The organism is Nocardia asteroides, from assembly GCA_019930625.1.
GTDB classification, from domain to species: domain Bacteria; phylum Actinomycetota; class Actinomycetes; order Mycobacteriales; family Mycobacteriaceae; genus Nocardia; species Nocardia sputi.
In genome coordinates this window covers 6,173,038-6,195,424 of sequence record CP082844.1, presented here as the reverse complement: position 1 = coordinate 6,195,424, position 22,387 = coordinate 6,173,038, and the positions used below count along the sequence as shown (strand labels likewise).

The 22,387-nt window shown below is 67.0% G+C and carries 20 protein-coding genes; 12 read left to right on the top strand and 8 right to left on the bottom strand.

Features of this window, described 5'->3' with window-relative positions:
* Positions 1-50 precede the first annotated feature (50 nt).
* Positions 51-710, bottom strand: a complete 660-nt coding sequence (locus tag K8O92_27990) for an SDR family oxidoreductase (GenBank protein UAK31569.1) — start codon at positions 708-710, stop codon at positions 51-53.
* A 34-nt stretch (positions 711-744) separates the two neighbouring features.
* Complete coding sequence (locus K8O92_27985; GenBank protein UAK35986.1) at positions 745-1,221, bottom strand: DUF2599 domain-containing protein; 477 nt, start codon at positions 1,219-1,221, stop codon at positions 745-747.
* A 216-nt stretch (positions 1,222-1,437) separates the two neighbouring features.
* Here K8O92_27985 and K8O92_27980 point away from each other — a divergent pair, with 216 nt between their 5' ends.
* On the top strand, positions 1,438-2,547 hold the full coding sequence (locus K8O92_27980; GenBank protein UAK31568.1) for a lipase family protein: 1,110 nt from the start codon (positions 1,438-1,440) through the stop codon (positions 2,545-2,547).
* 10 nt (positions 2,548-2,557) lie between these two features.
* On the opposite strand, the gene K8O92_27975 is transcribed toward K8O92_27980, so the two are convergent.
* Entirely contained in the window at positions 2,558-2,800 is a 243-nt protein-coding gene (locus K8O92_27975) for a hypothetical protein (GenBank protein UAK31567.1), read from the bottom strand.
* A 344-nt stretch (positions 2,801-3,144) separates the two neighbouring features.
* Here K8O92_27975 and K8O92_27970 point away from each other — a divergent pair, with 344 nt between their 5' ends.
* From K8O92_27970 to K8O92_27940, 7 genes are all read left to right on the top strand, one after another.
* Positions 3,145-4,320, top strand: a complete 1,176-nt coding sequence (locus K8O92_27970) for a lipase family protein (protein UAK31566.1) — start codon at positions 3,145-3,147, stop codon at positions 4,318-4,320.
* Between the two features lie 232 nt (positions 4,321-4,552).
* Positions 4,553-5,914 carry a lipase family protein gene (locus K8O92_27965; GenBank protein ID UAK31565.1) on the top strand — a complete coding sequence of 454 codons (1,362 nt, stop codon included), beginning with the start codon at positions 4,553-4,555 and terminating at the stop codon, positions 5,912-5,914.
* A gap of 184 nt (positions 5,915-6,098) precedes the next feature.
* Positions 6,099-7,163, top strand: coding sequence for a MaoC family dehydratase N-terminal domain-containing protein (locus K8O92_27960; protein UAK31564.1), 1,065 nt, complete (start codon positions 6,099-6,101; stop codon positions 7,161-7,163).
* 271 nt (positions 7,164-7,434) lie between these two features.
* Positions 7,435-8,361 (top strand): helix-turn-helix domain-containing protein, encoded by a 927-nt coding sequence (locus K8O92_27955; GenBank protein UAK35985.1) that lies wholly within the window; start codon positions 7,435-7,437, stop codon positions 8,359-8,361.
* A gap of 116 nt (positions 8,362-8,477) precedes the next feature.
* On the top strand, positions 8,478-9,341 hold the full coding sequence (locus tag K8O92_27950) for a helix-turn-helix domain-containing protein (protein UAK35984.1): 864 nt from the start codon (positions 8,478-8,480) through the stop codon (positions 9,339-9,341).
* 134 nt (positions 9,342-9,475) lie between these two features.
* Positions 9,476-10,135, top strand: a complete 660-nt coding sequence (locus tag K8O92_27945) for a TetR/AcrR family transcriptional regulator (GenBank protein UAK31563.1) — start codon at positions 9,476-9,478, stop codon at positions 10,133-10,135.
* Positions 10,117-10,698, top strand: a complete 582-nt coding sequence (locus K8O92_27940) for a hypothetical protein (GenBank protein ID UAK31562.1) — start codon at positions 10,117-10,119, stop codon at positions 10,696-10,698. Before K8O92_27945 ends, K8O92_27940 begins: the two co-directional genes overlap by 19 nt.
* Before the next feature lie 357 nt (positions 10,699-11,055).
* Here the strand turns inward: K8O92_27940 and K8O92_27935 are convergent, their stop codons facing one another.
* The 5 genes from K8O92_27935 to K8O92_27915 all read right to left on the bottom strand — a co-directional run bounded on the left by K8O92_27935 (position 11,056) and on the right by K8O92_27915 (position 17,730).
* Positions 11,056-12,033, bottom strand: coding sequence for a YdcF family protein (locus K8O92_27935; GenBank protein ID UAK31561.1), 978 nt, complete (start codon positions 12,031-12,033; stop codon positions 11,056-11,058).
* 300 nt (positions 12,034-12,333) lie between these two features.
* Positions 12,334-13,353, bottom strand: a complete 1,020-nt coding sequence (locus K8O92_27930; protein UAK31560.1) for a sterol desaturase family protein — start codon at positions 13,351-13,353, stop codon at positions 12,334-12,336.
* A 260-nt stretch (positions 13,354-13,613) separates the two neighbouring features.
* Entirely contained in the window at positions 13,614-13,775 is a 162-nt protein-coding gene (locus K8O92_27925; GenBank protein ID UAK31559.1) for a hypothetical protein, read from the bottom strand.
* A 326-nt stretch (positions 13,776-14,101) separates the two neighbouring features.
* Positions 14,102-14,920 (bottom strand): hypothetical protein, encoded by an 819-nt coding sequence (locus K8O92_27920; GenBank protein UAK31558.1) that lies wholly within the window; start codon positions 14,918-14,920, stop codon positions 14,102-14,104.
* Positions 14,921-16,179: 1,259 nt separating this feature from the next.
* The gene (locus tag K8O92_27915) at positions 16,180-17,730 is read right to left on the bottom strand and encodes an acyl-CoA carboxylase subunit beta (protein UAK31557.1); all 1,551 of its coding nucleotides are present in this window, start codon (positions 17,728-17,730) and stop codon (positions 16,180-16,182) included.
* A gap of 550 nt (positions 17,731-18,280) precedes the next feature.
* Between K8O92_27915 and K8O92_27910 the strand changes: the two genes are divergently transcribed.
* The 4 genes from K8O92_27910 to K8O92_27895 are packed head-to-tail and all read left to right on the top strand — an operon-like array spanning position 18,281 to position 22,387.
* Positions 18,281-19,258: a transcriptional regulator gene (locus K8O92_27910; GenBank protein UAK35983.1), complete on the top strand. Its 978-nt coding sequence runs from the start codon at positions 18,281-18,283 to the stop codon at positions 19,256-19,258.
* A gap of 57 nt (positions 19,259-19,315) precedes the next feature.
* Positions 19,316-20,266 carry an acyl-ACP desaturase gene (locus tag K8O92_27905; protein UAK31556.1) on the top strand — a complete coding sequence of 317 codons (951 nt, stop codon included), beginning with the start codon at positions 19,316-19,318 and terminating at the stop codon, positions 20,264-20,266.
* Positions 20,263-21,291 carry an esterase family protein gene (locus K8O92_27900; GenBank protein ID UAK31555.1) on the top strand — a complete coding sequence of 343 codons (1,029 nt, stop codon included), beginning with the start codon at positions 20,263-20,265 and terminating at the stop codon, positions 21,289-21,291. The genes K8O92_27905 and K8O92_27900 overlap by 4 nt, the downstream gene beginning before the upstream one ends.
* A 43-nt stretch (positions 21,292-21,334) precedes the next feature.
* Positions 21,335-22,387: an LLM class flavin-dependent oxidoreductase gene (locus K8O92_27895; protein ID UAK31554.1), complete on the top strand. Its 1,053-nt coding sequence runs from the start codon at positions 21,335-21,337 to the stop codon at positions 22,385-22,387.

The following is a 22,387-nucleotide window of genomic DNA, read 5'->3' as shown; positions in this document are numbered from 1 at the left end:
ATCGTGACCGTTGGCGTCAATCGGCAAGGACTAGCGAGGTTCACGACGGCTCAGTCGGCCAGTTGCGCAATCGCCTGGTTACTCGGAATACCGCCCGAAACGAGTTCGAGCGTCATCGAGAAGGTGTGCGCGGCGGGCAGTAATCCGGCCAGGACGGCCGCCACATCGGCGCGGGGGACCTCGCCGCGCTCGACCGGGGGCGGGGCGAGGGTCACCAGCCCGGTGCCGGGCGAGTCGACCAGCCGGCCGGGTCGCAGAATGGTCCAGTCGAGCTCTCTACCTCGCAGATCGTTCTCGGCCTGGGTCTTGGCGTCGATATACGCCGCCCACACCTCATCGGTGCCGGGAGAAGGGGGTCGACCGGCTCCCATCGTGGAGATCTGCAAAAAGCGGCGCACCCCGGTTCGCTCGGCCGCCTCGGCCAAACGGACCGAGCCGCCCAGGTCGACGGTGTATTTCCGTTCGACCCCACTGCCAGGCCCCGCTCCAGCGGCGAATATCGCCGCGTCGCAGCCTTTCACGACTTCGGCCAGTTCGTCGGTGCCCGCGTTCTCCAGGTCGCAGAACACCGGCTCGGCGCCGGTCGCGCGGACGTCGGCGGCGTGCCCTGGATCGCGGATCAGCGCGGCGACCTCGTGGCCGTTCGTGGTGAGCACGGGGGCCAGCAGCAACGCGATCTTGCCATGTCCGCCTGCGATGACCACGCGCATGGATCGCTCCTTCCGGTCGGGGCGGCGCCCGCGCTCAGCGCTCGGGACCGCCGGGATTACAGCGTGCTTCGACGGTGGCCGGGTAGCCGACCGCCGGCCGCCACGGTTCCAGATTCCAGCTCGGCTTGTCCGGCTGGACCAGCCGAGCCCACGCCCAGTGACAGACGAACTGGTCGCGCATGCCGGGTGCGTCGGCGTCGGCCGACCGGGCCACCACTTCCTGCCACGCCCGTTCGTCCGAGCCGGGAAAGGTGGTCCGCCGACCGGCCTGCGTGGGGAAGACGAGCAGCCGCGGCCCGTCGACCGTCTCGGTCCAGGCGACGTGATCCACCAGAGGCTGTCCCGCATAGGGGTCGACGGACGGTACGGCGGCGAGTGGTGTCGACACCGGCGATGGCGGGGCGCTCGGGGCCGTCGTGGCTGTGGCTGTGGCTGTGGCTGTGGCCGTGGCCGGCGGGGATTCATCGGCGCCGCAGGCCACCGTCCACGGCAGCAGGCCCGCCGAGAACAGCGCGGCGGCCCGACGCCGGGCGAGGAGGCGATGCGGGTACCGCTGCGCCACGGTCGAACCTCCTGTGTCCTCCTCGGCACCACTTTCCGGCGTGCTCACCCGAGCCTAGCGAGCCCGAGCGGCCCCGGCGAGATTCTCCTGCAGCGCCACCGATTGTGGTGGCTTGCCGGTACGGCTCCGACCCGGGATAGTCGGTCGGTGCGGTGTGGACGGATCATGGTAGGGGCGGCAGGCGTCGTGGTGTCGGTGACGGTCGCGTTGGCCGGGCCCGCGGACGCGCGGGTGGGCGAGGCGCCCGGCACCGTGACGGATCGGGTGGAGCTGGCCGGGCGGCTGCGTGTACAGGGGGCGACGACCGCCGAGCGGCTGACGTATTGGTCGCGGGGCCCGCGCGGACCGATGCAGAGCACCGGAGTGCTGTACCTGCCCGAAGGCTCTCCGCCGCAGGGCGGTTGGCCGATCATCGCCTACGCGCACGGCACCTCCGGGATCGCCGACGAGTGCGCGTTCACGGTGCACCCGCGGGACTACTACCTGACTTCGGTGTTCCCGGCTCTGCTCGGCGCGGGATACGCGGTCGTGATCTCCGACTACGTCGGGCTCGGCACTCCCGGCGTTCACCCCTATCTGGACGGTCCCTCGGAGGCTCGCAGCATCATCGACGGCGTGCGGGCCGCACGGGCGATCGCCCCCTCGCTCGGCACGCGCTGGGCGGTGTTCGGCCAGTCGCAGGGTGGGCAGGCGGCGCTGTTCACCGCCCACCTCGCACCCGGCGACGCACCGGAGCTCGATCTGCGCGGCGCGGCCGCGACCGGGACGCCGTCGAATCTGGATCGGGTTTTCCCCCTGGCCGGGCCCTGGCTGCCGCGGCTGCCGCTGCAAAAGACGACCACCTACTTCGCCATGCTGCTGGCGGGCTTGCGCGACAGCGCACCGGAGCTCGACATCGACGGCTACCTGACACCGGTGGGCCGAGACGTCCTGCGCATCGTGGAAACGGAGTGCGCCACCGAGGCGGACGCGCAGGTGTCCGGCATCGGCATCGGCGCCATGTTGTCGCGGCCGTTGGACGATCCCGCGCTGCTGGCCGCCGTGCGCACGATGCTGAGGGTGCCGACCAGCGGCTATTCGGTGCCGCTGTACCTCGGCCAGGGGGTGACCGACCTCGAGGTGCCCGCGCCGCTGACGCTCGAGCTGGTGGCGGAATTGCACGCCTCCGGGACCGATCTGCGGGTCGGCTGGTATCCCGGCGACCACCTGGGGGCGGCCAGGGAAGCGTTCCCCGACGCGCTCACGTTCCTGAGTGGTGTGCTCGATCGGCCCTGAGCCCGCGTACTCAGCGCCAGAGCGATCGGCACGGTAGCCTGCGAAGGCCGGGGCGAACGTGGCCGTCCACGGTGACGGTGAGCCCGGCGTGCACGGCGGCCGAAGTGAATTCCCCCGCCTCGGTCCGCGTCGCGGCGTACTCGAGGATCAGTGCGTCCTCGGGGGTGGGTCCGTCGAAGTAGACGGTGATCCGCCGGTTCGGCGGATCCTGGGTGTCGTCGCGGTCCGCGAGTCCGCGCGCAGCGCCGTCCATGCCACCGTCTCCTTCCGGCCGGCGCGGCAGCCGCGCCGGTGAGATCGACGGTAAGTGCCCGCCACTGCTGAGAACATGTTCCAGATCATCGGCTGGAAATGTCACAGAACGGACCTCGCGCGGTCGGGTACAGTCACCAGCCGGGGCGCGCCGCGCTCACAGCATGGCCGCCCCAAACTTGTGATTTGTCAACATGTTCGCGTCGGGTGATGTCCTGTATGCGTGATGTTGCCGAGGATGAGCACAGCGTTGAACGATGCAGGAGGCACACGTCGATGAGTCAGGGCCCACGTTCGCTGGGTAGGGGAGTGGGGCGAAGACGTCTCGCACGTGCGATCGGAGCGATGGCCGCGGGCCTGGTGCTCGTCGCGAGCATGGCAGGCGCGGCGACCAGCGCGCCGTTGTACCCCGATCCCGATCCAGATCCCTTCTACGCCACACCCGCGGACATCGCCGACCGCAAGCCCGGCGACGTGATCGCGACCCGGGTGATGCCCCCGCTGGCGATCTTCCCGGAGACGACGGTGACCGTGGTCAGGTTCCGGTCGACGAGTTCGGAGGGAAAGCCGATCGCCGCGACCACCACGGTGCTCACGCCCAAGGCGCATCGCCCGGACGGGCCGCTGCTGTCGTTCCAGCACATCATCAACGGTCTCGGCTCGGAGTGCTCGGTCTCCCGCGTGCTCTACACCGGTGATCCGAACCTGATCGTGCGGGAAGCGCCGGGCTGGAACATCCTGCTGGCGCGTGGCTGGAGCGTGGCGCTGCCCGACCACCTCGGCCCCAACTTCGCCTACGGCGCGGCGAAACTCGGCGGGCAGATCACGCTCGACGGGATCCGCGCCGTCAAGCAGGTCACCGAACTCGGCGTGCAGCGCAGCCCGGTGGCGATGGTCGGATACTCCGGCGGCGGGATGGCCACCGCCTGGGCGGCTGCCCTGCAGCCGAGATACGCACCGGAACTGGACCTCGCGGGCGCGGCCATGGGCGGTGTGCCGATGAATCTGGTGAAGATGCTCGAAGGACTGGGATTGAACCCGCACCCGGTGTTCGGGCTGGCATTCGCCGCCGGGTTCGGGCTGGAGCGTGAGTATCCGACGCGCTTCCCGCTCAGTGACCAGCTGAACGAGCGCGGGCTCGCGGCCCGCGCGCAGATCGCCAACAGCTGTACCAACGACATCCTCTCCACGGGCGCGGGCCGCGGTGCGCTGGACTTCGCCAAGACGACCTCGATGATCAACGACGACACCGCGCGCGCCGTGGTCGAGGAGAACAGTCTCGAGCTCTACGACGGCGTGCCCGAGACCCCGGTCTTCGAGTGGCACTCGCCGATCGACGGCCTCATCCCGATCGACGCGGTGGTCAACACCGACAAGCGATGGTGTGCGGCGGGCGCCAAGGTGCAATCCGAGGAGATCCCGGTGCCGGACCACCTGACCGCGGCGGCGCTCGGCATCCCCGCGGCACTGAACTGGTTGGACGCCCGATTCAGGGGGGAACCTGCGCCGAGCAATTGCTGAGCGTCGATACCTGGACGGCCGAGCCGGGACCCGTTCTCCGGAAACGGGTCTCGGCCGGTTGTTGCGATATGGATACGCGAGAACACAACTCGGACGCTTTTCTGCGTCGAGTCACGGCCGCTGACGTAGCCTGACGTCCTGGCTTCCGGTCTGACAGGGGATTTTCGGGGGTCGAAGGCCATTGCGCCCGGGTGCCAGACGACGTTGCCGTTCGCACCCAGAGGCGTGTGCCATGAGAATATCGCGTGCCATTGCTGTCGCTTTGCTCGCTGTCGGCTCGGTCTCGGCCGTACCAGCCGCCGCGCAGCCGCCGCCCGGCGGGCTGCTGCCCGGAATCCAGCAACTCATCGATCAGGTGATCCCGCCACCACCGATCGCACCGCTGCCGGAGCCGAATTCGCCCACGCACGAGGCGACTACGCTGTCCCCGTCGCTGGCGGCGCTGCGCCTGGCCACGCTACCCTCCGCCATCGGCGACCCGATATTCGACGTGCGGCCTGCGAACCTGGACGAACTGGCCGAGGGGCAGGTCATCGAAGTCCGCGACGTACGCGCGACGGCCGCGCCGTTGATGCTGTTGCCGATCCAGCGCGCGCTCCTGGTGAAGTACCGCACGACGGACGCCCACGGTGCGCCGTCGTACGCCACGGCGACGCTGATCGTCCCCGCCGCGCACTGGCCGGGCCCGGGCCCGCGGCCGGTGGTGGTGAACAATCTGCCGATCGACGCCCTCGGCCGGACCTGCACGCCGGGATACACTCTCGCGCACGGGCTCAACCCCGACACCAGCTTCACCGATTTCCTGCCACCCACGACGCACGTGGCGGCGCTGCGCGGTTACGCCGTGCTGATCCCGGACCACGAGGGGCCGTCGATGGCCTACGCCGAACCGATCGTGGCCGGGCACGCCGTGCTCGACTCGATCAGGGCCGTGCGAAATCTGTTCCCGGAGGAGTTCGGCGCCGCCGAGTTCGGGCTGGCGGGATATTCCGGCGGCGCGATCGCCACGCACGGGGCGGTGAAGCTGATCGACGGATACGCACCGGAATTGGCGGAGGTGATCGTCGGCGCCGTGCTGGGCGGGGTTCCCGCCGACTTCGAGATCCTGGCCCGCAGCATGAACGGCAACCTCGCGTCGGCGATCTTCATGGGCGCGGTGTTCGGCATCGGCCGCGAACGGCCGGAGATCCTGGCCAGGATGAACAATCTCGCCCAGTGGGTGGCGACCTCGCCGGTGAAGGATATGTGCGGCAGCAGCTATGGCGCGATCGGCGTGCTCATGCTGCCGATCGATATCGCCGCGAACTTTCCGGATCCGCTGAATTCGGCGCTGGCCGCGGACATCTATCGGGTGACCAAGATGGCGGGCATGAAATCGGCGACGCCGCTGTTCATCTACAACGGAGAGCAGGAATTCTGGATCCCGGCCGAGGGTGCGCGCAATCTCTATCTGGAGCAATGCCGCCTCGGGGTGCCCGCGGTGTACCGTAGTGTGCTCGGTGAGCACATCATCGCGGGTGCGCTCGGCTATCCGGAAGCCATGCTCTGGCTGGACGAACGGTTGCGCGGGGTCCGGGCGCCCGACGAGTGCTGACCGTGCGACGGCGCCGGGCGGAATTCCGGTGACGCGATCCGCCGGGATCGCAATCGCGACCGGCTCCCGTCGACCCGACTGATCGCATGCCCGGCTCTGGCGAGGGCGCCCTGCGGCGTCATCGCGGCTTGGGTACGGTAGGCCGGTCCGGGCGGGGTTACGCCCGAATTCCCGAGAGAGGCACATGAACGACATCACCACCACCGCGTCCGAGCAAGCCAAGGCACTGGTGGGACGGCATTACCGCCTGACCGATACGTACGAGGTGGGGCGCGAGAAGATCCGGGAATTCGCGCGAGCGCTGCAGGACGGCCATCCGGCGCACCGGCACGAGGACGCCGCCATGGCGCTGGGCTTCGACGGGCTCGTCGCGCCGCTGACCTTCTCCTCGATCTTGCTCATGTTGACGCAGCGCAAGATGTTCGAGTCCGTGCTCACCGGCTACGACCTCGGGCAAGTGCTGCAGACCGAGCAGTCGATCCAGGTGCACCGTCCGATCGTCGCGGGCGACGAGGTGCGATGCGACTCCTACATCGAGTCGTTCCGGCAGTTCGGTGACAAGGACTTCATGGTCACCAGGAACGTGCTGAGCAACCAGCACAAGGAAGTGTTGCAGACCGCGCACACCACAGCGGTGGCGCAGACCGGGGTGGACCTCGCCACCGATCTGCGCGCGGCGGTCGAGGGCGTCATCATGACCGGGCAGTCGGCCACCGACCGGTCGGACGCGGCGGCCGCGCGGAAGCTCGGCGAGGACAGCGGCCTGGTCGAGAGCTTCGACGAGGAGGTGCAGCCGGATTCCCCCGACGAGACTCGGACGCCGCGGACGGTCCCCGCTTTCGAGGACCTGTCCGTGGGCATGGAACTCGCCCCGCGAACGGTGCTGCTCTCACGGGGCGATCTGGTGAATTACGCCGGTGTGTCCGGTGATTCGAATCCGATCCATTTCAGCGACGTGGTCGCGCGCAGTGCCGGTCTGCCCGACGTGGTGTCGCACGGACTGCTGACGATGGGTCTTGGAGCCGGGTATCTGACATCGTGGCTGGGCGACCCGGCCGCGGTGACGCGGTACGGGGTGCGGTTCGCCGGGTTCGCGCCGGTTCCGGCGACCGAGGCGAGCGCGATCGAATTCCGTGGCCGCGTCATGCGATTGAATCCGGACACCCGCTCCGCAACCATCGCGTTGACCGCGATCTGCGGGGAGCGCAAGCTGTTCGGTCGCGCGACGGCGGACGTGCTGCTGCGCTGAACAGCTCCCGAGCGTTCCGGTGCGTGAGCCGGCGTGGATCGTCTCGTCTCCTGAATGCCGCAGGGCGGGCGAGCGCCGAGCGGTCACGTCGGTGATCTTGCGGATGTGCTTACACCTGCGCATACGCTCCGATTCGAGGAGCGCGGTGCTGGAGTGTGGGCCGTGCACATGCGAGACTCGGTGCATGCGTGCTTCGGTAGTGCGGCCTCAGAACGAATCCATCACTCGCGGAACGGCTCCCATCGCCGAGGGCGGTCCGACCGCCCTACGGATGATTCTCGGCGCACGGATGCGGCGGCTGCGGGAAGCGCGCGGTATCTCCCTCGAGGAGGCGGGCGAGGCGATCCGCGGCTCCCACTCCAAGATCAGCCGGCTGGAATTGGGGCGTACCGGTTTCCGGGAGCGGGACCTGGTCGACCTGCTCGCGCTGTACGGCGTCACCGACGAGGAGGAGTGCGCCGAGTTCAAGCGGCTGGCCAAGCAGGCGAACACCTCGGGGTGGTGGCATCGCGACGCCGACTGGCTGCCGAAGTGGTTCGACACCTACCTCGGGCTGGAACAGGCCGCCCAGCTGATCCGCTGCTACGAGCCGCGGGTCGTCCCGGAGCTGCTGCAGACTCCCGACTACGCCCGAGCGCTGTTCGTGCTCGCTCATCCGCACGAGGACGAGGAGTCGATCGAGCGGCGCGTGGTCTTGCGGATGCGCCGCCAGGAAATCCTGACCAGGCCGGACCCACCCCAACTGTGGCTGATCGTCGAGGAGGCCGCGCTGCGCCGCAGGATGGGGGGCTCGCGGGTGTGGCTGGCTCAGCTCGAGCACCTGCTGCGGGCCGCGGACGCGCCGAACATCACGGTGCAGGTGCTCGCCGATCATGTCGGCGGCCCCGCGCTGGCCGACGGCGCGTTCACGATGCTGCGCTTCGCCGAGACGGATCTGCCCGACATCGTCTATCTCCAGCAGCTCACCGGCGCCCTGTATCTGGACAAGGACGCCGATCTCGCGGCCTACCGCTCGGTGGCGAATCTGCTTTCGGTGCACGCCGCGCCACCCGAGTACACCCGCGAGCTCGTCGCGGCGTTGCGCGAGCGTGAGCCCGACATCGTGGACCTGCCGTCGGTGAATTGCCGACCGAACGGTCGGATGACCTTGATGGAACCAGGAATACCCGCTCGTACAGGGACTTTCGACCATAGATGACGACCGGGGGAACGTGGCAGACTCGGGACATGCGCGCTTCGAAGGAACGACAAGCGCCCGATTCGCCCGGACTCGGCGCCCATCCGGTGTCCGGCGGCGGGCCGACGGTGCTACGCATGGTTCTCGGCGGTCGTCTGCGTCGCCTACGCGAGGATCGCGGCATCACCCGCGAAGCCGCGGGCGAGGCCATTCGCGGGTCGCATTCGAAGATCAGCAGGCTGGAACTCGGCCGCACCGGCTGCCGGCAACGCGATCTGGTCGACCTGCTCGACTTCTACGAGGTGGCCGATCCGGAGGAGCGGGAGCGGTACCTGGAGCTGGCCCGGCAGGCCAACGCGTCGGGATGGTGGGCGCGGGACAACGATTGGCTGCCGAAATGGTTCGACACCTACCTCGGTTTGGAGCAGGCGGCGCGCCGGATCCGTGGCTATGAACCGCGGGCGGTACCCGAGCTGCTGCAGACGCCGGAGTACGCTCGCTCGCTGCTCACACTGTCGCATCCGGGCGAGCCGGAGGAGTCTATCGAACGTCGGGTCGCGCTGCGCATGCGCAGGCAGGACATTCTCACCGGCCCGCACCCGCCTCAGCTGTGGATGATCGTCGAAGAAGCCGCGCTGCGCCGCAGGATCGGCGGTTCGACCGTCTGGCGCGCCCAGCTCGACCATCTGCTGCGCATCGAGGCGCAGCCGAACATCACCATCCAGATCTTGGCCGACCACGTGGGCGGCCCGGCGCTCACCGACGGCGCCTTCACCGTCTTGCGCTTCGCCGAGACCGATCTGCCCGACATCGTCTACCTCCAGCAGCTCACCAGCGCCTTGTATCTGGACAAGATCGCTGATCTGGACGTGTACTACGCGGTGCTGAACCAACTTTCGCTGCTGGCGCCGCAACCGGAGCACACCCGCCGGTTGCTTCAGGTCCTGCGTGACGGTGTCCCGCCGACCGTCGACGAACCCGCGGACCACTCGAGGGGGTGACCGAATGGGCTTCCTCGCGGATTCGGCGCGCATGAATCGGGCATGAACAGGGCATCTCCTGTGATGAGGTGATGCGGATGCCGGGGATGGGCGAATTATTGTCCCATTGGGACAATAAGCGGTATCATGTGCTCGTGGGCGACGACGGTGTCGGTCTGGACGGTCGTCGGCTGCGCACTCGGCGTAGCCGCGAGGCACTGTCGCGCGCGGCGTTCGACCTGCTCACCGAGCGGGGCCTGCACGCGGTGGCCGTCGAGGACATCGCGATGCGGGCCGGCGTCACCCGGCGTACTTTCAGCAGACATTTCGCCTCCATCGAGGAGGCGATTCTCGGCGATGTCGATCAGGACGTCCATCTGTTCAACGAGGCGCTGTGCCGCCGCCCTCCCGACGAGCCGCCGTTGCTCGCCTATCGCAACGCCGTGCGCGATTGGCTGGCCACCGAGTATGGCGGCGCCCGTGCCGCCCTGCTGGCACGCCGCTGGGCTCTGTTCCAGCGCTTCGAGGACGAACCCGAACTGTTCGCCGGCTATCAGCGCATCCGTATCGAAGGGCAGCGCGAATCGGTCCGGATCACAGCGGCCCGGCTGGGGGTGGACCCGCTGACGGATCCACGTCCCGCCGTCGCCGTCGCCGCCGGTGCGGGCATGCTGCTCGCGGCGCTACAGAGTTGGGCGGCGGGCCCGGATCCGATGGGCCTGCCCGGCCTCGTCGAAGAGTTCTTCGACACCCTCGTCACCCTCACCGCCGAATCCCGTCACGAGGAGTCACCGTCATGTCTACCGGATCGGTGAACATGTACCGCCGGACGTGCCGGCGCGTCGGTCTGGACCGAAATCCGCTGCGTCGCAGGGAGGACCGCTGGCAGACCGCGTGCGCGGTCCTGCTCGCCCTGGTGTTCCTGATCATCGTGCCCGTGCTCGTCGTGACTGTCGGCGGCCGGGTGTATCAGGTGGAGACGGCCGCGGTGCGAGCCGAGACGGCGCGGTTGCGTCAAGTGGAGGCCACCGTGATCGAGACCGGCAAGGCGCCGCTGTACGCACCGGTGGTACCCGCGCGGGTGTCCTGGAAGGACGCCGAAGGCGTGATCCACACCGGCGACTATCAGTCGACGACGGTGGTGGAGCCGGGATCCACCGTGTCGATCTGGCTGAACGACGGCGGCGCGATCGTGGAGCCGCCGTCGCCGTCCCAGCCCGCGAGCAAAGCGGTGATGCTCACCGCGGGTGCGCTGCTCGGGGTCTCGATCGTGCTCGCGGGCAGCTACCTGCTGGTGCGCCGGGGACTCGATCGGCGGCGGCTGCAACAGTGGGAATCCGAGTGGATGGCTGCCGACCTCAACTGGGGCCACGGCTGAGTCTCGCTGCGAGGGCTCGGTGGGGGCTTAGTGCTGCAACGGCAGTCAGGTGAGTGGGTGTCCTCGTCGTCGGTAGTGGGATAGGCGGGCTTGGTGTTGTCGTCGGCGGCGCCAGGTCGACCATGCCCAGACGCGGTGGGTGCAGCGGATGGTGGGGAGGAGCAGGGCGATGGTGAGGCGTCGGATCTCCGGTAGCGTGAGTGCGATCATGTCTTGATCGCCCTACCGCAGATAATTCACCGAGTCACGCGGGCCTGACTGCCACACCCCAGCTCACATGAGCGACTACCGCAGATAACGTGTCTTATCTGCGGTAAATCCTTGGCGCCGCATCCCGTTCGACTGCGCATTCGGTGGTCAGTATCGCCGCTCGGCGGGACGGAAGGTTTCACTGAGCCGCTCGTAGGCATCGCGGACCTCGCCGGGGATGTCTTGCCGGACGATATGGCCTTCATCGGGGTACTCGTCCAGGCGTTTGATCTCTCCCATGGTGACTGCGACGATCGATTTCGGGTGCGGTGCTGTATCGGCATCGGGCCGGTTGCCGTACTTCATGTAGTTTTCCAGGGAGACATCGGGTGTGGACATGGCGACATGATCGACCGAAACACGCTTGCCGTTCACGTCGGCAAAGCCCTGCTGCATGATCGTGGCCCATACCCGGCGTGCGTGGAACGGGGTGCATACCCCGATGAGCGATGAGATATCGCGGCCGTGGTCGGCGAGCATTTGGGTCGAGAAGGCAGCGTTTTGCCCGGTGTTGGCTGCATTGGGTTCCTCGATGATCTGGCGGGGGTCGAGGTTCTTCTTCTCCGCGGCCAGCCGGAATTTGGCTGCTTCGCCATTGCTTCCGGAGAACACGACAGGTACATCGTAGAGCCCACGGTCGCGGACCAGGTTCGCGATCACCGAGGCGCCGCCGATATCTTTGCTGCCGAAGAAGATGATTCCTCCGTAGTTCCGTGCTGGATCGATCTCCCATTTCGGGTCGCGGCGCAGGTAATCCCACAGTTTCCCCAGGTCCGACATCGCCCGGTCGGTATCCACCCCGCGATTGTGGAGTTCCTGTAACCACCCGGTGTAGGCATCCTCCCGCCGCCCGCCGTAGACCTGATCGTTACTGATCAACGCTCGCGCGGACGTATCGACCGGTATCGCAGCGTCACGGTCCGCACGGACGAACATGCCGGCCGATGCCCGGGTCTCACTGATCAGTACTCGCTCGTTGCCGACCACATTCGAGATACCGGTTGTCAAGGCGCGTACAGCCCGACCGGCAGCGTCTCCAGCAATCCCCGCCGGGCTGTTCGCGCCCGGCAGATCTAGACCACCCATTCGTCCTCTTGGAACTCACAATTTGAAACCACGCGTAGGCCAACCCGCTGACCATTAGCCCGGAATTTGCGTCTCAGCGCCGGATCCAGGCCAGCTACACTAGCCCGAGACGCCGGCAGCGGTGTGGATCGACACCCGCGGCAACCCGTGGGGTGTCGACACGTTCGCTGCGCAGATACTCCAGGGCGCGATGCCCCGGCCGATCGATCGCCGGGGCGGTGCGGAGCGGGAGTGCGGTCGGCGTTGAGCCGGTCGATACCTACCATCACGGGCCATGTCGACATCGCGATTATCGCCGCGCTATCGCGGCTGCTCGCCTGAGAGTTGACCAGAGTTCCCAGACTCGCTCTTGTTGAAGTCTCGCCGGCTGGCCCGGTGCCACAGATTGACGAACGGCCGCGTGTAGAGCATTGCGATGCTGGTGTACTGGTTGTTCTGCGCGGTACTGCCCAGCCCGTAGTAGATCGGGCGTTCATGTCCGGGAATGATGAGAGTTCCCGCCATCCAGTCCCACAGCGCGAGCAGGCCGCCGTAGTTCGCGTTGTAGTCGGCGCTGTCGCCGCTGTGGTGTATCTGATGATGGGCCGGACTGTAGAGGATTCGGTTGAGCCGGGGACCGAAATGTATCCACACGTGGGAGTGCCGGAGCGCGGCGAGCAGGAATGCTCCGCTGCCGATGAACAGGACATTGGAGCCTAGCCAGGACAGCACCTGTACCGTGCCCGAGGAGAAGTACCCGGCGCTGCCGAGGACAACGCCCGAGAAGACGACCCCGGCCGTGGTGGTCAGGTAGAGCTGCACCGGGTGGGCGCGAAAGCTCGTCAGTGGATTCAACTCGGTTGCCGAATGATGGATCTTGTGGAACTCCCACAACCACGACACCCGATGCATCAGCATATGGAAAAGAAAAAAGGAGAGATCGGCGGCCATGAAGACAAGGACGGTCACCACCGTACTGGCGAGAAATCCGCCGTTGAGCAGGTACAGACGAGGTTCCTGGAGCAGCCACGCCCAGCCCGATTCCACCACATGGGGCACCTGCCGGTACCAAGGATCGCTGTAGGTGTACAGCAATGTCATCAGGATGATGTTGGTGAAATAGAATCTGATATCCAGCCTTCCTGACCGGCTGAGCAGTGCACGCCGGAAGGTCACATAGCTGGTCAGGCTCTCCTCGCGTGGTTGACGCCGAAATGTCCATATCATGGCGACCAGTAGAAATGGGTAGAACAAGATGCCGACATCGACGTTCGCGCTGAGTAGCAGCCGAAATGGCTGAATTACGGCACTCCACAATGCGTCGACGACAGACCAGTACATCGCCGATACTCCGATCTAAAAGGCATGGGCTCGGGCTCGGTGATCCCCTGCGTGACTCGGCGAGGATTTCTGACATGCACCGACGGACTCGACTTTCGCGGTTTTCAGGTCGTGCCTGCCCAGGTCGCCGTCGGTGACCGAGATTTGTAGAACAACGCGCAGTTCGGCCCGAACGTGCGGAAACCGAGTAGAGAGCCGAGTGTGGCGCGACAGAAGCGGATGTCCGCTGGCCAGCGGACATGCCGCTGGCCAGCGGATTGTCAACAACAGCCGGCGTAAAGGCCGCCGGAGTAGTTGCCGACGGGCTGATGGTGAGTGGTGGAATTTGCAGACGCGCTGAACCCAAGGGTGCCGAAGGCGGCTAGCGCCACGGCCACCGAGGCAACGACTTTTCTTGTCTTGGTGGAGGTTATGGTGATCATGATCAGTTCCTTTCCGATCCTTATTCGCCCTCGAACTTGCCGACCGTGTGTTCATCGTCGAGGACGATACTGAATATACGCAGTCAAGCGACATTGTCAAGCTTTTAACTACTACAAAAACAATTCCTCGACTTCCCGGTGATTGGAGGCATCGGAAAACGCCAGAGGGCAGGTGACGACGCATTCTCCCTTGGTGAAGCCGCGCGATTTTTGGTCTCACCGCATTGGATTTTGCTGTACCGTATCGCCGATCGGCACTATGGCTTCGATCTTCTTGGCTGCGCCAGCTGATTCCGGCATCATTAGTCGGTGAATTCTGGGGTCGGTCACATCGTCGAGAAATACAGGTCAAGTAATCCGGGCGCCGGACCTTTGAGCCGGTGGCGAAGTTGCGGATCGGTCCGGCGTGCTGGTCGCTCCCGCGGATGTGGTCGCCGATCGCGGCGAACTCGGACTCGATCCGGGTTGACCGGAAAGAAAAGGTAAGCGCGAACACCGATTCGACCGCGTCGCCGGTGCCATTCCCGTACCTCGAGGTGCTTGTGCGCCGCGTCGTTGTCCAGAATCAGATAGGGATCTTCCTGCGGCCGGCGCGCTCGCGGGAACTCAGGGAAAGCCAGGAACTCGATCCAGCGGTTCCGGTCACGAATTCGGAAGTCGAGCCGGCCGGTCGCCGGGTCCACCGCACCGAACGTGTGCCGCACTCCCTGCGTGCGATTGTGGCTGGCGCACAATCGATTCAGGCGGCGCCGCGGAAGCCAGCTGCCAAGCGGCTGCAAGTTCAGCGGTCCGAACTCATCGACACACACCACTCGCCCGTCAGTGGGTGGATTATGGTGGCGATCGAGTACATGTCCCATCTTCGCTGCAAAATCCGGGACGTTACCGGCATCCTCAGTCTTGCTAGCCTGCCACGACACCCCTCTGGTTTTCAGGATCTGCCGCGGAGTTTCCCGGCCGATATCGACTCTCTCCTTGCGGGCAAGCATATCCCGCAGCTTAGACAGGCTCCACGTCGAGAATAGCCAACCCAGATTCAGGCACCGGGCAATCTGACAGGTTCGCCGTAGCCAAAGGCCCTGGCCGGGCTCGGGAGCCGGATACTGCGGGCTCCTGACGCATTCCTCATGCCATTCATCGAACATGGCCAACCTCGACACTTTCTGCCCCCCGGCAGGGGTGATGAGAGAATCCTCGTGGGATAGGTATACGGCGCGCATCGGTAGATCGGCAGTATGCCCACCTGGGGGAAGAAGAGGTAGTGCGCTGAATCCCCGCTCGATGCGATCGAGCATGCCATCTGGACGCGTGAACGCCTCGGCTGAGGTTCACCCCGAATGGTGGAGAGGGTTTCAAGCAGCCTTTGCTGCGTCTGTCAGGGATTCCTCGTAGCGTATGGGCTGAGCATCCCGAGGGCGGAGTGCCGCTGGTCATGGTTGTATCTTCGGTTCCAATTGTCAACCGGCGGCAGCGAGTTCGGCTTTGGTGGCGTAGACGTGTCGGTAGTACGATTCGTGTTGCAGGTCGGCCGGAATGATTCGGCAGGGCTGTTGTCCCAATAGATTCCGGTATCGCCCATTGATCTTTTCAACCCGTGACGGTGGCGGACTTGCACTGTCAATCCCGCGGTGAACCCTCCCCCGCGCTCGATCTTCACTGTCAGATCGGCACGCCGCTGCTGACGCACGTGGAAACCGTTGCCGCCCTGCGCTTCACATACTGGTAGCAGCCCCACGCCGACACACCGAGCAGGCGTGCCATCCGTCGGATCGAGAACAGTTGTCCCTCGGGTCACGGGCCTCGATCAGGGCCACGACGCAGCTCCGGTTTCGGCCTGTGCCATCGCGTGTCGGGTGTATGCGCGCAGCGTGGCGTCGTTGTCCACGTCGCCGTCGGCTCCGAGGAGCACCGACATGACCATGCAGTTGGCCGGGCATCGCGCGGATGGGCCGGGGCTTCGTGATGCCCTTCGCGCACGAACAGGGCTGAACGGGGTTTCGAGGGGTGCAGCCCTGTTTCGGCCACCGGTTGACCGTTGTGCCGGTGGAAACACTGGGCGGGCCGGACCGCGCACTGGCCGTCGCGGGCCGTGCCGATGACGTCGACCAGCCAGTGCCCGCGCCCGGGTTCCCACCCGATACGGATCGGCACCCGCGCCCAGTCGCGGGGTCCATGCGCACCGGCTGCAGTATTAGTGCGGCGTGCCCGCCGGGCGAGGGTAGGGAACAGGCGCAGCGGGCACGTCGCGTGCCGAGCCACGACGCGGCGAACGAAGGGACCCGGCACTGCTGATGAGCGTAAGGCATCGGCGTGCCGGGTGGCCCGATTCGGCGCGGATCACCGAAGAATCCATCGAATGGCCGGTTACGTTGTGAGGCAACATAATCAGAGGCGCGAGGTCGTCTCAGACCGGGTAGAGGCTGTGCTTGCGCGGGTTGGGCTCGGCGCTCGCCTCTTTCTCGCGCAGCAGGCGCAGCGCCCTACGGATCTCCAGCCGGGTTTGCGAGGGCTCGATCACGGCGTCGATGTAGCCGCGCTCGGCGGCGATCCACGGCGTGGCGACCGTCGCGTTGTACTGGTCGATCATGTAGTCCCGCACGGCCGCGCGTTGCTCCGGGGCTACTTGGGCCAGCTGGCGCTTGCCGACGATGCTCACCGCGCTCTCCGCTCCCATCACGGCGATGCGCGCGGTGGGCCAGGCCAGGCTGATGTCTGCGCCGAGCTGCTTGCAGCCCATCACCGCGTAGCCGCCGCCGTAAGCTTTGCGGACCACGACGGTCACGATAGGTACGGTCGCCTCGATCACCGCGCGGAAGAACCGCCCGCCGCGCTTGATCACCCCGCTGCGCTCCTCTTCCACGCCGGGCAGCACGCCGGGGGTGTCCACGACGAAGATCAGCGGCAACCCGAAGACATTGCACAGACGGATGAAGTGCGTCGCCTTGTCCGAGCATCTGGCGTCGATGGCGCCGCCGAGCACCAAGGGCTGATTCGCGATCACCCCGACGCTGCGTCCGTCCACCCTGGCGAAGCCGGTGATCAGGTTCTGCGCGGTGGCGGCGCTGATCTCGTGGAAGTCGCCGTCGTCGAACAGCCGCAGCAAGATCTCGTGCATGTCGTAACCCTCCCGATCGGAATCGGGAATGATCGAGTCCAGCTCCAGATCCTGCGGCGTGACCTGCGGCTCCAGGCCCGGATTGACGATCGGTCCCTGTTCCAGGCAGCTGGAGGGCAGATAGCTCAGATAGGTCCTGGCCCAGTCGAACGCGTCCTGCTCGGTGGCGGCGACGTGGTGGATCGTGCCGTTGGCCGCCTGCACCTGCGCGCCGCCGAGTTCCTCCATGGTCACCTCCTCGCCGGTGACCTCCTTGATCACCTCGGGGCCGGTGACGAACATGTACGACTTCTCGGTCGCGATCAGGATGTCGGTGTTCACCGGGGCGTAGACCGACCCCGCCGCGCATTTGCCCAGCATGATCGATACTTGCGGTACGAAACCCGACAGCCTTTCCTGACGGCGGCTCATCAGCGCGTACCAGGCCAGCGAGGTGACCGCGTCCTGGATGCGGGCGCCGCCGGAGTCGTTGATCGCGACCACCGGGCAGGCGTTGGCGGTGGCGAAGTCCAGCGCTTGGGCGACTTTGCGACCGAACATCTCACCGACCGAGCCGCCGAAGACGGTCTGATCGTGCGCGATCACCACCACCGGCCTGCCGTCGATCCGGCCGCGTCCGGTGACCACGCCGTCGCCGTACATGGCTCCGGGAGTGCCGGGCTGGCGCACCAGAGCGCCCATCTCCACGAAACTCCCGGGATCGAGTAGTGCGCGCACTCGTTCCCGCGCGCTCGGAATGCCCTTGTTCTTGCGTTTCGCGATGCCGGTCTCGCCGGCGGGTTCCTCGGCCAGCTCCAGGATCCCCCGCAGCTCATCCAGCTTTTCTCGCGTACCGCTCATATGTGGTGTAGCCCTTCGAACTCGTCGCGACGCCGTACGGCAGCGCGGCGCTCGATGTTATCGGCGGTGCGATCTGCCGCACAGGCGTTCGGAGGATGTCATGGGACAGCTCACAGGTTTGCCCGTGCGCCTCACGGTTAATAGCACGGCGTGGGTTCGGCCCGCCGCGGCGACACGGTTGTGCGAGGTCCCAATCCCGGGCACGGGCGCCGATGAACCATCCCGAGGGCGTCGGCGAGCCCTTCTCAGGGCGGGCGGACGGATCTAGGGTGATCTCGACGCAGCGCCGGAAAATGCGCGGACGGCGCTGCGTCACTTACTCCGGGTCGCATACTCCGGAAATCGGTGAGTCCGCCCCCGGTCAGGGGCTGGATCCGAATAGTACGGTGCCCCGGTAGCGCTGTTCGCGCAGGACTCGCCTCCGTCTCGAAATCGCCTCGAAACGCTTGTGATTCCGCCCAACGGGTAGGACGGCCGCTGATGACTTACCTGATTCGGCCGAACATATCTCGATTCCATCACGATCCGTCGCTAACCTTCGGGAGGCATGATGGGCAGGCAGCCGAGACCGAGTACCGAGACGTTGACATCGAAACTCGTCGAACACCTGGCCGAGCACCCTGGCCACGGCGTGTCCGGCGATGTCACGACCACCGCGCGGAACTGTTTGGCGGCCGCCGTCGAACTGCTGGCTCCGCCTCCGGCGCCGGCGGCGGTGCGGCCACCGGAGATCGCCGGTTTCGCCTCGCGCTGGGCGCGGGAGGGTATAGCGCTGGAAACGGTGCTCGGCGCGTACCACGACGAAATCCGCAACGGACTGGAATTCCTCGCCGACGAGGTCGCCGATGACCAGGCCGATCATTTTCTCGCGGGTGCGCGGCTGGCGGTCCACCTATTGGAGATGGTGACCGTGGCGGCCTCGACCGCTTATGTGGACGAGCACCGCGCGGTCGCGCGGGAACATCAGACTGCGGCCCAGACGCTGGTTTCGGCGCTGCTGGGCGGACACGCGGTGGGCGAGCTCGCCAGGGAGACCGGTATTCCGATCGCACGGTCGTACCAGGTCGTGGCGCTGGGCATTCCGGCGCACCCGGACGAGCGAAGACCCGGCACCGGCGCGGACGCGGCCCGGCGCAAACTCCGTCGCGTCCAGGCTGCGCTGGCCGATCCGCTCGGCTCACGCGCATTGTCGGTGCTGTCGGCCGCGGGCGGCACGGTGCTGGTGCCGATCGACGACGTGCCTGCCCGAACCGGAACGTTCAGCATGACCGACGACGTGCTGGCCATCCTCGGCGAGGCCGCCGAGGTGCCGTTGACCGCCGCGGTGACCACCGGGCGCACCGCGCGCATTCCCGAGCTGGCCGGCCGCGCCCACGATCTGCTGGACCGCTTGCGGGCGGCGGGCAGGCCACCGGGGCTGTACCCGGTAGGCGAGGCCGGCGAGCCGTCGGGTTGTGAACCGCCCCAGCCGGGCCACATGACCATCGTCGACTCGCCCAACGATCGCGTGATAGGGCGAACAGCTTGAACTTTCGCCGCTATCGTCGAAGTGTGCCCTGCTGTCGGGGTGAGCTGAGGAGTGCGAGTGACCACCGCGTTGTCCGATCGCGAAATTCTGCGGGAACTCGAGCCCACTGCCGAACGCCTGCTCAACCATCATCTGCGCAAAGCAAAATCCTGGAATCCGCACGATTACGTGCCATGGGACGAGGGGCGCAATTTCGCTGCCCTCGGCGGAATCGATTGGAAGCCGGGACAATCCCGGCTTTCCGAAGTGGCGCAGACCGCGATGATCACGAATCTGCTCACCGAGGACAATCTTCCCTCGTATCACCGGAAGATCTCGGAGTCGTTCTCCCTGGACGGCATCCGGGGTACCTGGGTGGGACGGTGGACGGCCGAGGAGAACCGGCACGCCATCGTGCTGCGCGACTATCTGGTGGTCACCCGCGCGGTCGATCCGGTGCTACTGGAGCAGGCCAGGATGGCGCACATGACCGCCGGAGTCGTGAAACCCGAGAAAGGACAACAGTTCCTGTGTTCGGTCGCTTATTTCACCGCGCAGGAGTCGGCGACCAGGATCAGCCACCGGAACGCCAGCGCGGCGTGCGAGGAACCCATCGCCGAGCGTATGCTTCAGCGTGTCGCCGCCGATGAGAACCTGCATATGATCTTCTACCGCAACATCAGCGCCGCGGCCCTCGACCTGTTGCCGAACGAGGCGCTGCGCGCGATCACCGACGTGGTCACGCGCTTCCAGATGCCCGGGCTGACCCAGCCGAACTTTCGGCGCAACGCCGTGCTGCAGGCCGAGCACGGTATCTACGACCTGCGCCGGCATCTGGATGTGGTGGTCCGTCCCGTGCTGCGTGCCTGGCACGTGTTCGAACGGACCGATCTGACCGGCGACGGCGAACGTGCGCGCGAGGAACTGCACGCCTACCTCGACGACCTCGAGATCCGGGCGCGGCGGTTCGAGGAGCAGCGCGAACGCGCGGCGGCCAGACGAGCGGAACGGGCTGCCCTGGCAGGATGAAGTCGCGCGTGCCGATTACCGCGGCGGCGATGGTCCTCATCGCCGCGGTCGCCGCTGCGCCCGTGTTCGCCGATCCGGCGCCGCCCACTGCGCCGCCCGCGGTCGATCCCGGCATGACTCGCACCGGGTTGCTCTCGATCGAGAAGGTCGCCGCGGGGCGGGAACGGCTGTCGATCGCCTCCTCGGCGATGCGCAGGATCATCACGGTCGATGTGCTGCGCGGCGGTGGCGAGGGGCCGCGTCCGGTGTTGTATCTGCTCGACGGCGTCGACGGCGACGCCACGTCGGCCTGGCTGTCGAAGGGCAAGGCCGCGGAGTTCTTCGCGGGCAAACCGGTCGACGTGGTGCTGACCGGCGGCGGCACCGGCAGCATGTACAGCGACTGGGTCCGGCACGACACCGCGCTGGGACTCAACCGCTGGGAGACGTTCCTCACCACCGAGCTTCCGCCCATCGTGGAGTCGCTGCTGCGCTCCGACGGGCGCCGGGCCATCGCCGGAGTGTCGATGGGAGCGCAGGCCGCGATGATGCTCGCCCAGCGCCATCCCGGCTGGTATCGCGCCGTGGCCGGGATGAGCGGGTGCTATTCCACGGCCGACCCGCTCGGTCACGCGGTGACCACGATCACGGTCGCTTCGCGCGGCGGCAACGTCGACAACCTCTGGGGCCCGCCGACCTCACCGGAATGGGCCGCGCACGACAGCTTGCTGCACGCGGAATCGCTGCGCGGCACCGCCATCTACCTCTCGGCGGCCACCGGGCTGCCGACCGGCGCCGATCTGGTGGCGGTCGCGAACTCTCCGACGATCGCGGACGCGCTGCGGACGGCGGGCGGCGGCGCCGCGCTGGAGGCGGGCGCCCGTTCGTGCACCGAACGGTTCGCCGCCCGCCTGTCCGAGCTGAACATCCCCGCCACCGTGGAGTACACCGCCGAGGGCATGCACACCTGGCCGGATTTCCAGGCGCAATTGCCGAAGGCGTGGCAGGTGCTGGCGCAGGCGCTCGGAGTGGCGGGCACCTCCTGAGCCGGGGGCGGAATCAGCGCGGCGCGCCCGCGTTGACATCGATATGACCTCGGTGCTGTCCTCCGTCCGGTTCTCCGTTCTCGATCGCTCGCGCGTCCGGCGCGGCCAGAGCCATCCGGACGCGCTACGCGAGACCGTCGACTTCGCGCGGCTCGCCGAGGAGTGGGGTTATCACCGATTCTGGGTCTCCGAGCACCACAGCGTGCCGGGCGTGGCAGGTTCGGCGCCGACCGTGCTCGCGGCCGCTGCCGCGGCCGCGACCTCCCGTATCCGGATCGGCACCGGCGGGGTGATGCTGCCCAACCATCAGCCACTGGTGGTTGCCGAACAGTTCGGCGTGCTCGAATCGCTCTATCCGGGGCGCATCGACATGGGCTTGGGCCGCTCGGTCGGGTTCACCGACGGCGTGCGGCGTGCGCTCGGGCACGACAAGGGTGACGCGGAAGACTTCGACACCCGGCTGGCCGAACTGCTGGCGTATTTCACCGAGGGCAGGCAGGGCGTGCACGCCTGGCCCGCCGAGGGGCTGCGGGTCCCGGCCTTCCTGCTGGCGACCGGGTCCGGCGCCGAGCGCGCGGCGCGATTCGGGTTGCCGCTGGTGATCGCCGCGGTCGGCGGCGAAGATCACATGGTCGAGGCCATCGAGCGCTATCGCGCCGAGTTCCGCCCCGCCTTACCGGGCGCGCGACCGTACGTGATGGTCTCCGGATCGATCGTCATCGCCGACACCACCGCGCAGGCGCGTCGGTTGTTGCTGCCGGAGGCGTGGTCGGCCGCGTACGCGCGCACCCGCGGTGAGTTCCCGCCTCTGACACCGCCCTCGGAGATCGAGGCACGCACCATGACCGATCGCGAACGCTGCCTCTTCGAGGACGGGCTGCGCGGCCATCTGTACGGCACCGAAGACTCGGTCGCCGACCAACTGGAACAGTTGGTGAGCAGGACCGGCGCCGACGAAATCCTCGTACACACCAGTACTTACGATCGCGCTGCCCGGCTGGCGTCCCATCGCCGCCTGGCGCTGCTCACCGGCCTGTCGCGTCGTCGGGCGGGCGCCCCCGATCGAGCTGATGCGCGATCCGGCACCGCTGCCTGA

Excerpts from the sequence above, each read along its gene's own strand:
- K8O92_27910 (UAK35983.1), top strand. The coding sequence starts at position 18,281 with ATGGGCAGGCAGCCGAGACCGAGTACCGAGACGTTGACATCGAAACTC.
- K8O92_27950 (UAK35984.1), top strand. The coding sequence starts at position 8,478 with ATGGTTCTCGGCGGTCGTCTGCGTCGCCTACGCGAGGATCGCGGCATC.
- K8O92_27920 (UAK31558.1), bottom strand. The coding sequence starts at position 14,920 with ATGTTCGATGAATGGCATGAGGAATGCGTCAGGAGCCCGCAGTATCCG.
- K8O92_27935 (UAK31561.1), bottom strand. The coding sequence starts at position 12,033 with ATGGGTGGTCTAGATCTGCCGGGCGCGAACAGCCCGGCGGGGATTGCT.
- K8O92_27975 (UAK31567.1), bottom strand. The coding sequence starts at position 2,800 with ATGGACGGCGCTGCGCGCGGACTCGCGGACCGCGACGACACCCAGGAT.
- K8O92_27915 (UAK31557.1), bottom strand. The coding sequence starts at position 17,730 with ATGAGCGGTACGCGAGAAAAGCTGGATGAGCTGCGGGGGATCCTGGAG.
- K8O92_27980 (UAK31568.1), top strand. The coding sequence starts at position 1,438 with ATGGTAGGGGCGGCAGGCGTCGTGGTGTCGGTGACGGTCGCGTTGGCC.
- K8O92_27960 (UAK31564.1), top strand. The coding sequence starts at position 6,099 with ATGAACGACATCACCACCACCGCGTCCGAGCAAGCCAAGGCACTGGTG.
- K8O92_27965 (UAK31565.1), top strand. The coding sequence starts at position 4,553 with ATGAGAATATCGCGTGCCATTGCTGTCGCTTTGCTCGCTGTCGGCTCG.
- K8O92_27970 (UAK31566.1), top strand. The coding sequence starts at position 3,145 with ATGGCCGCGGGCCTGGTGCTCGTCGCGAGCATGGCAGGCGCGGCGACC.
- K8O92_27895 (UAK31554.1), top strand. The coding sequence starts at position 21,335 with ATGACCTCGGTGCTGTCCTCCGTCCGGTTCTCCGTTCTCGATCGCTCG.
- K8O92_27930 (UAK31560.1), bottom strand. The coding sequence starts at position 13,353 with ATGTACTGGTCTGTCGTCGACGCATTGTGGAGTGCCGTAATTCAGCCA.
- K8O92_27990 (UAK31569.1), bottom strand. The coding sequence starts at position 710 with ATGCGCGTGGTCATCGCAGGCGGACATGGCAAGATCGCGTTGCTGCTG.
- K8O92_27940 (UAK31562.1), top strand. The coding sequence starts at position 10,117 with ATGTCTACCGGATCGGTGAACATGTACCGCCGGACGTGCCGGCGCGTC.
- K8O92_27925 (UAK31559.1), bottom strand. The coding sequence starts at position 13,775 with ATGATCACCATAACCTCCACCAAGACAAGAAAAGTCGTTGCCTCGGTG.
- K8O92_27955 (UAK35985.1), top strand. The coding sequence starts at position 7,435 with ATGATTCTCGGCGCACGGATGCGGCGGCTGCGGGAAGCGCGCGGTATC.
- K8O92_27900 (UAK31555.1), top strand. The coding sequence starts at position 20,263 with ATGAAGTCGCGCGTGCCGATTACCGCGGCGGCGATGGTCCTCATCGCC.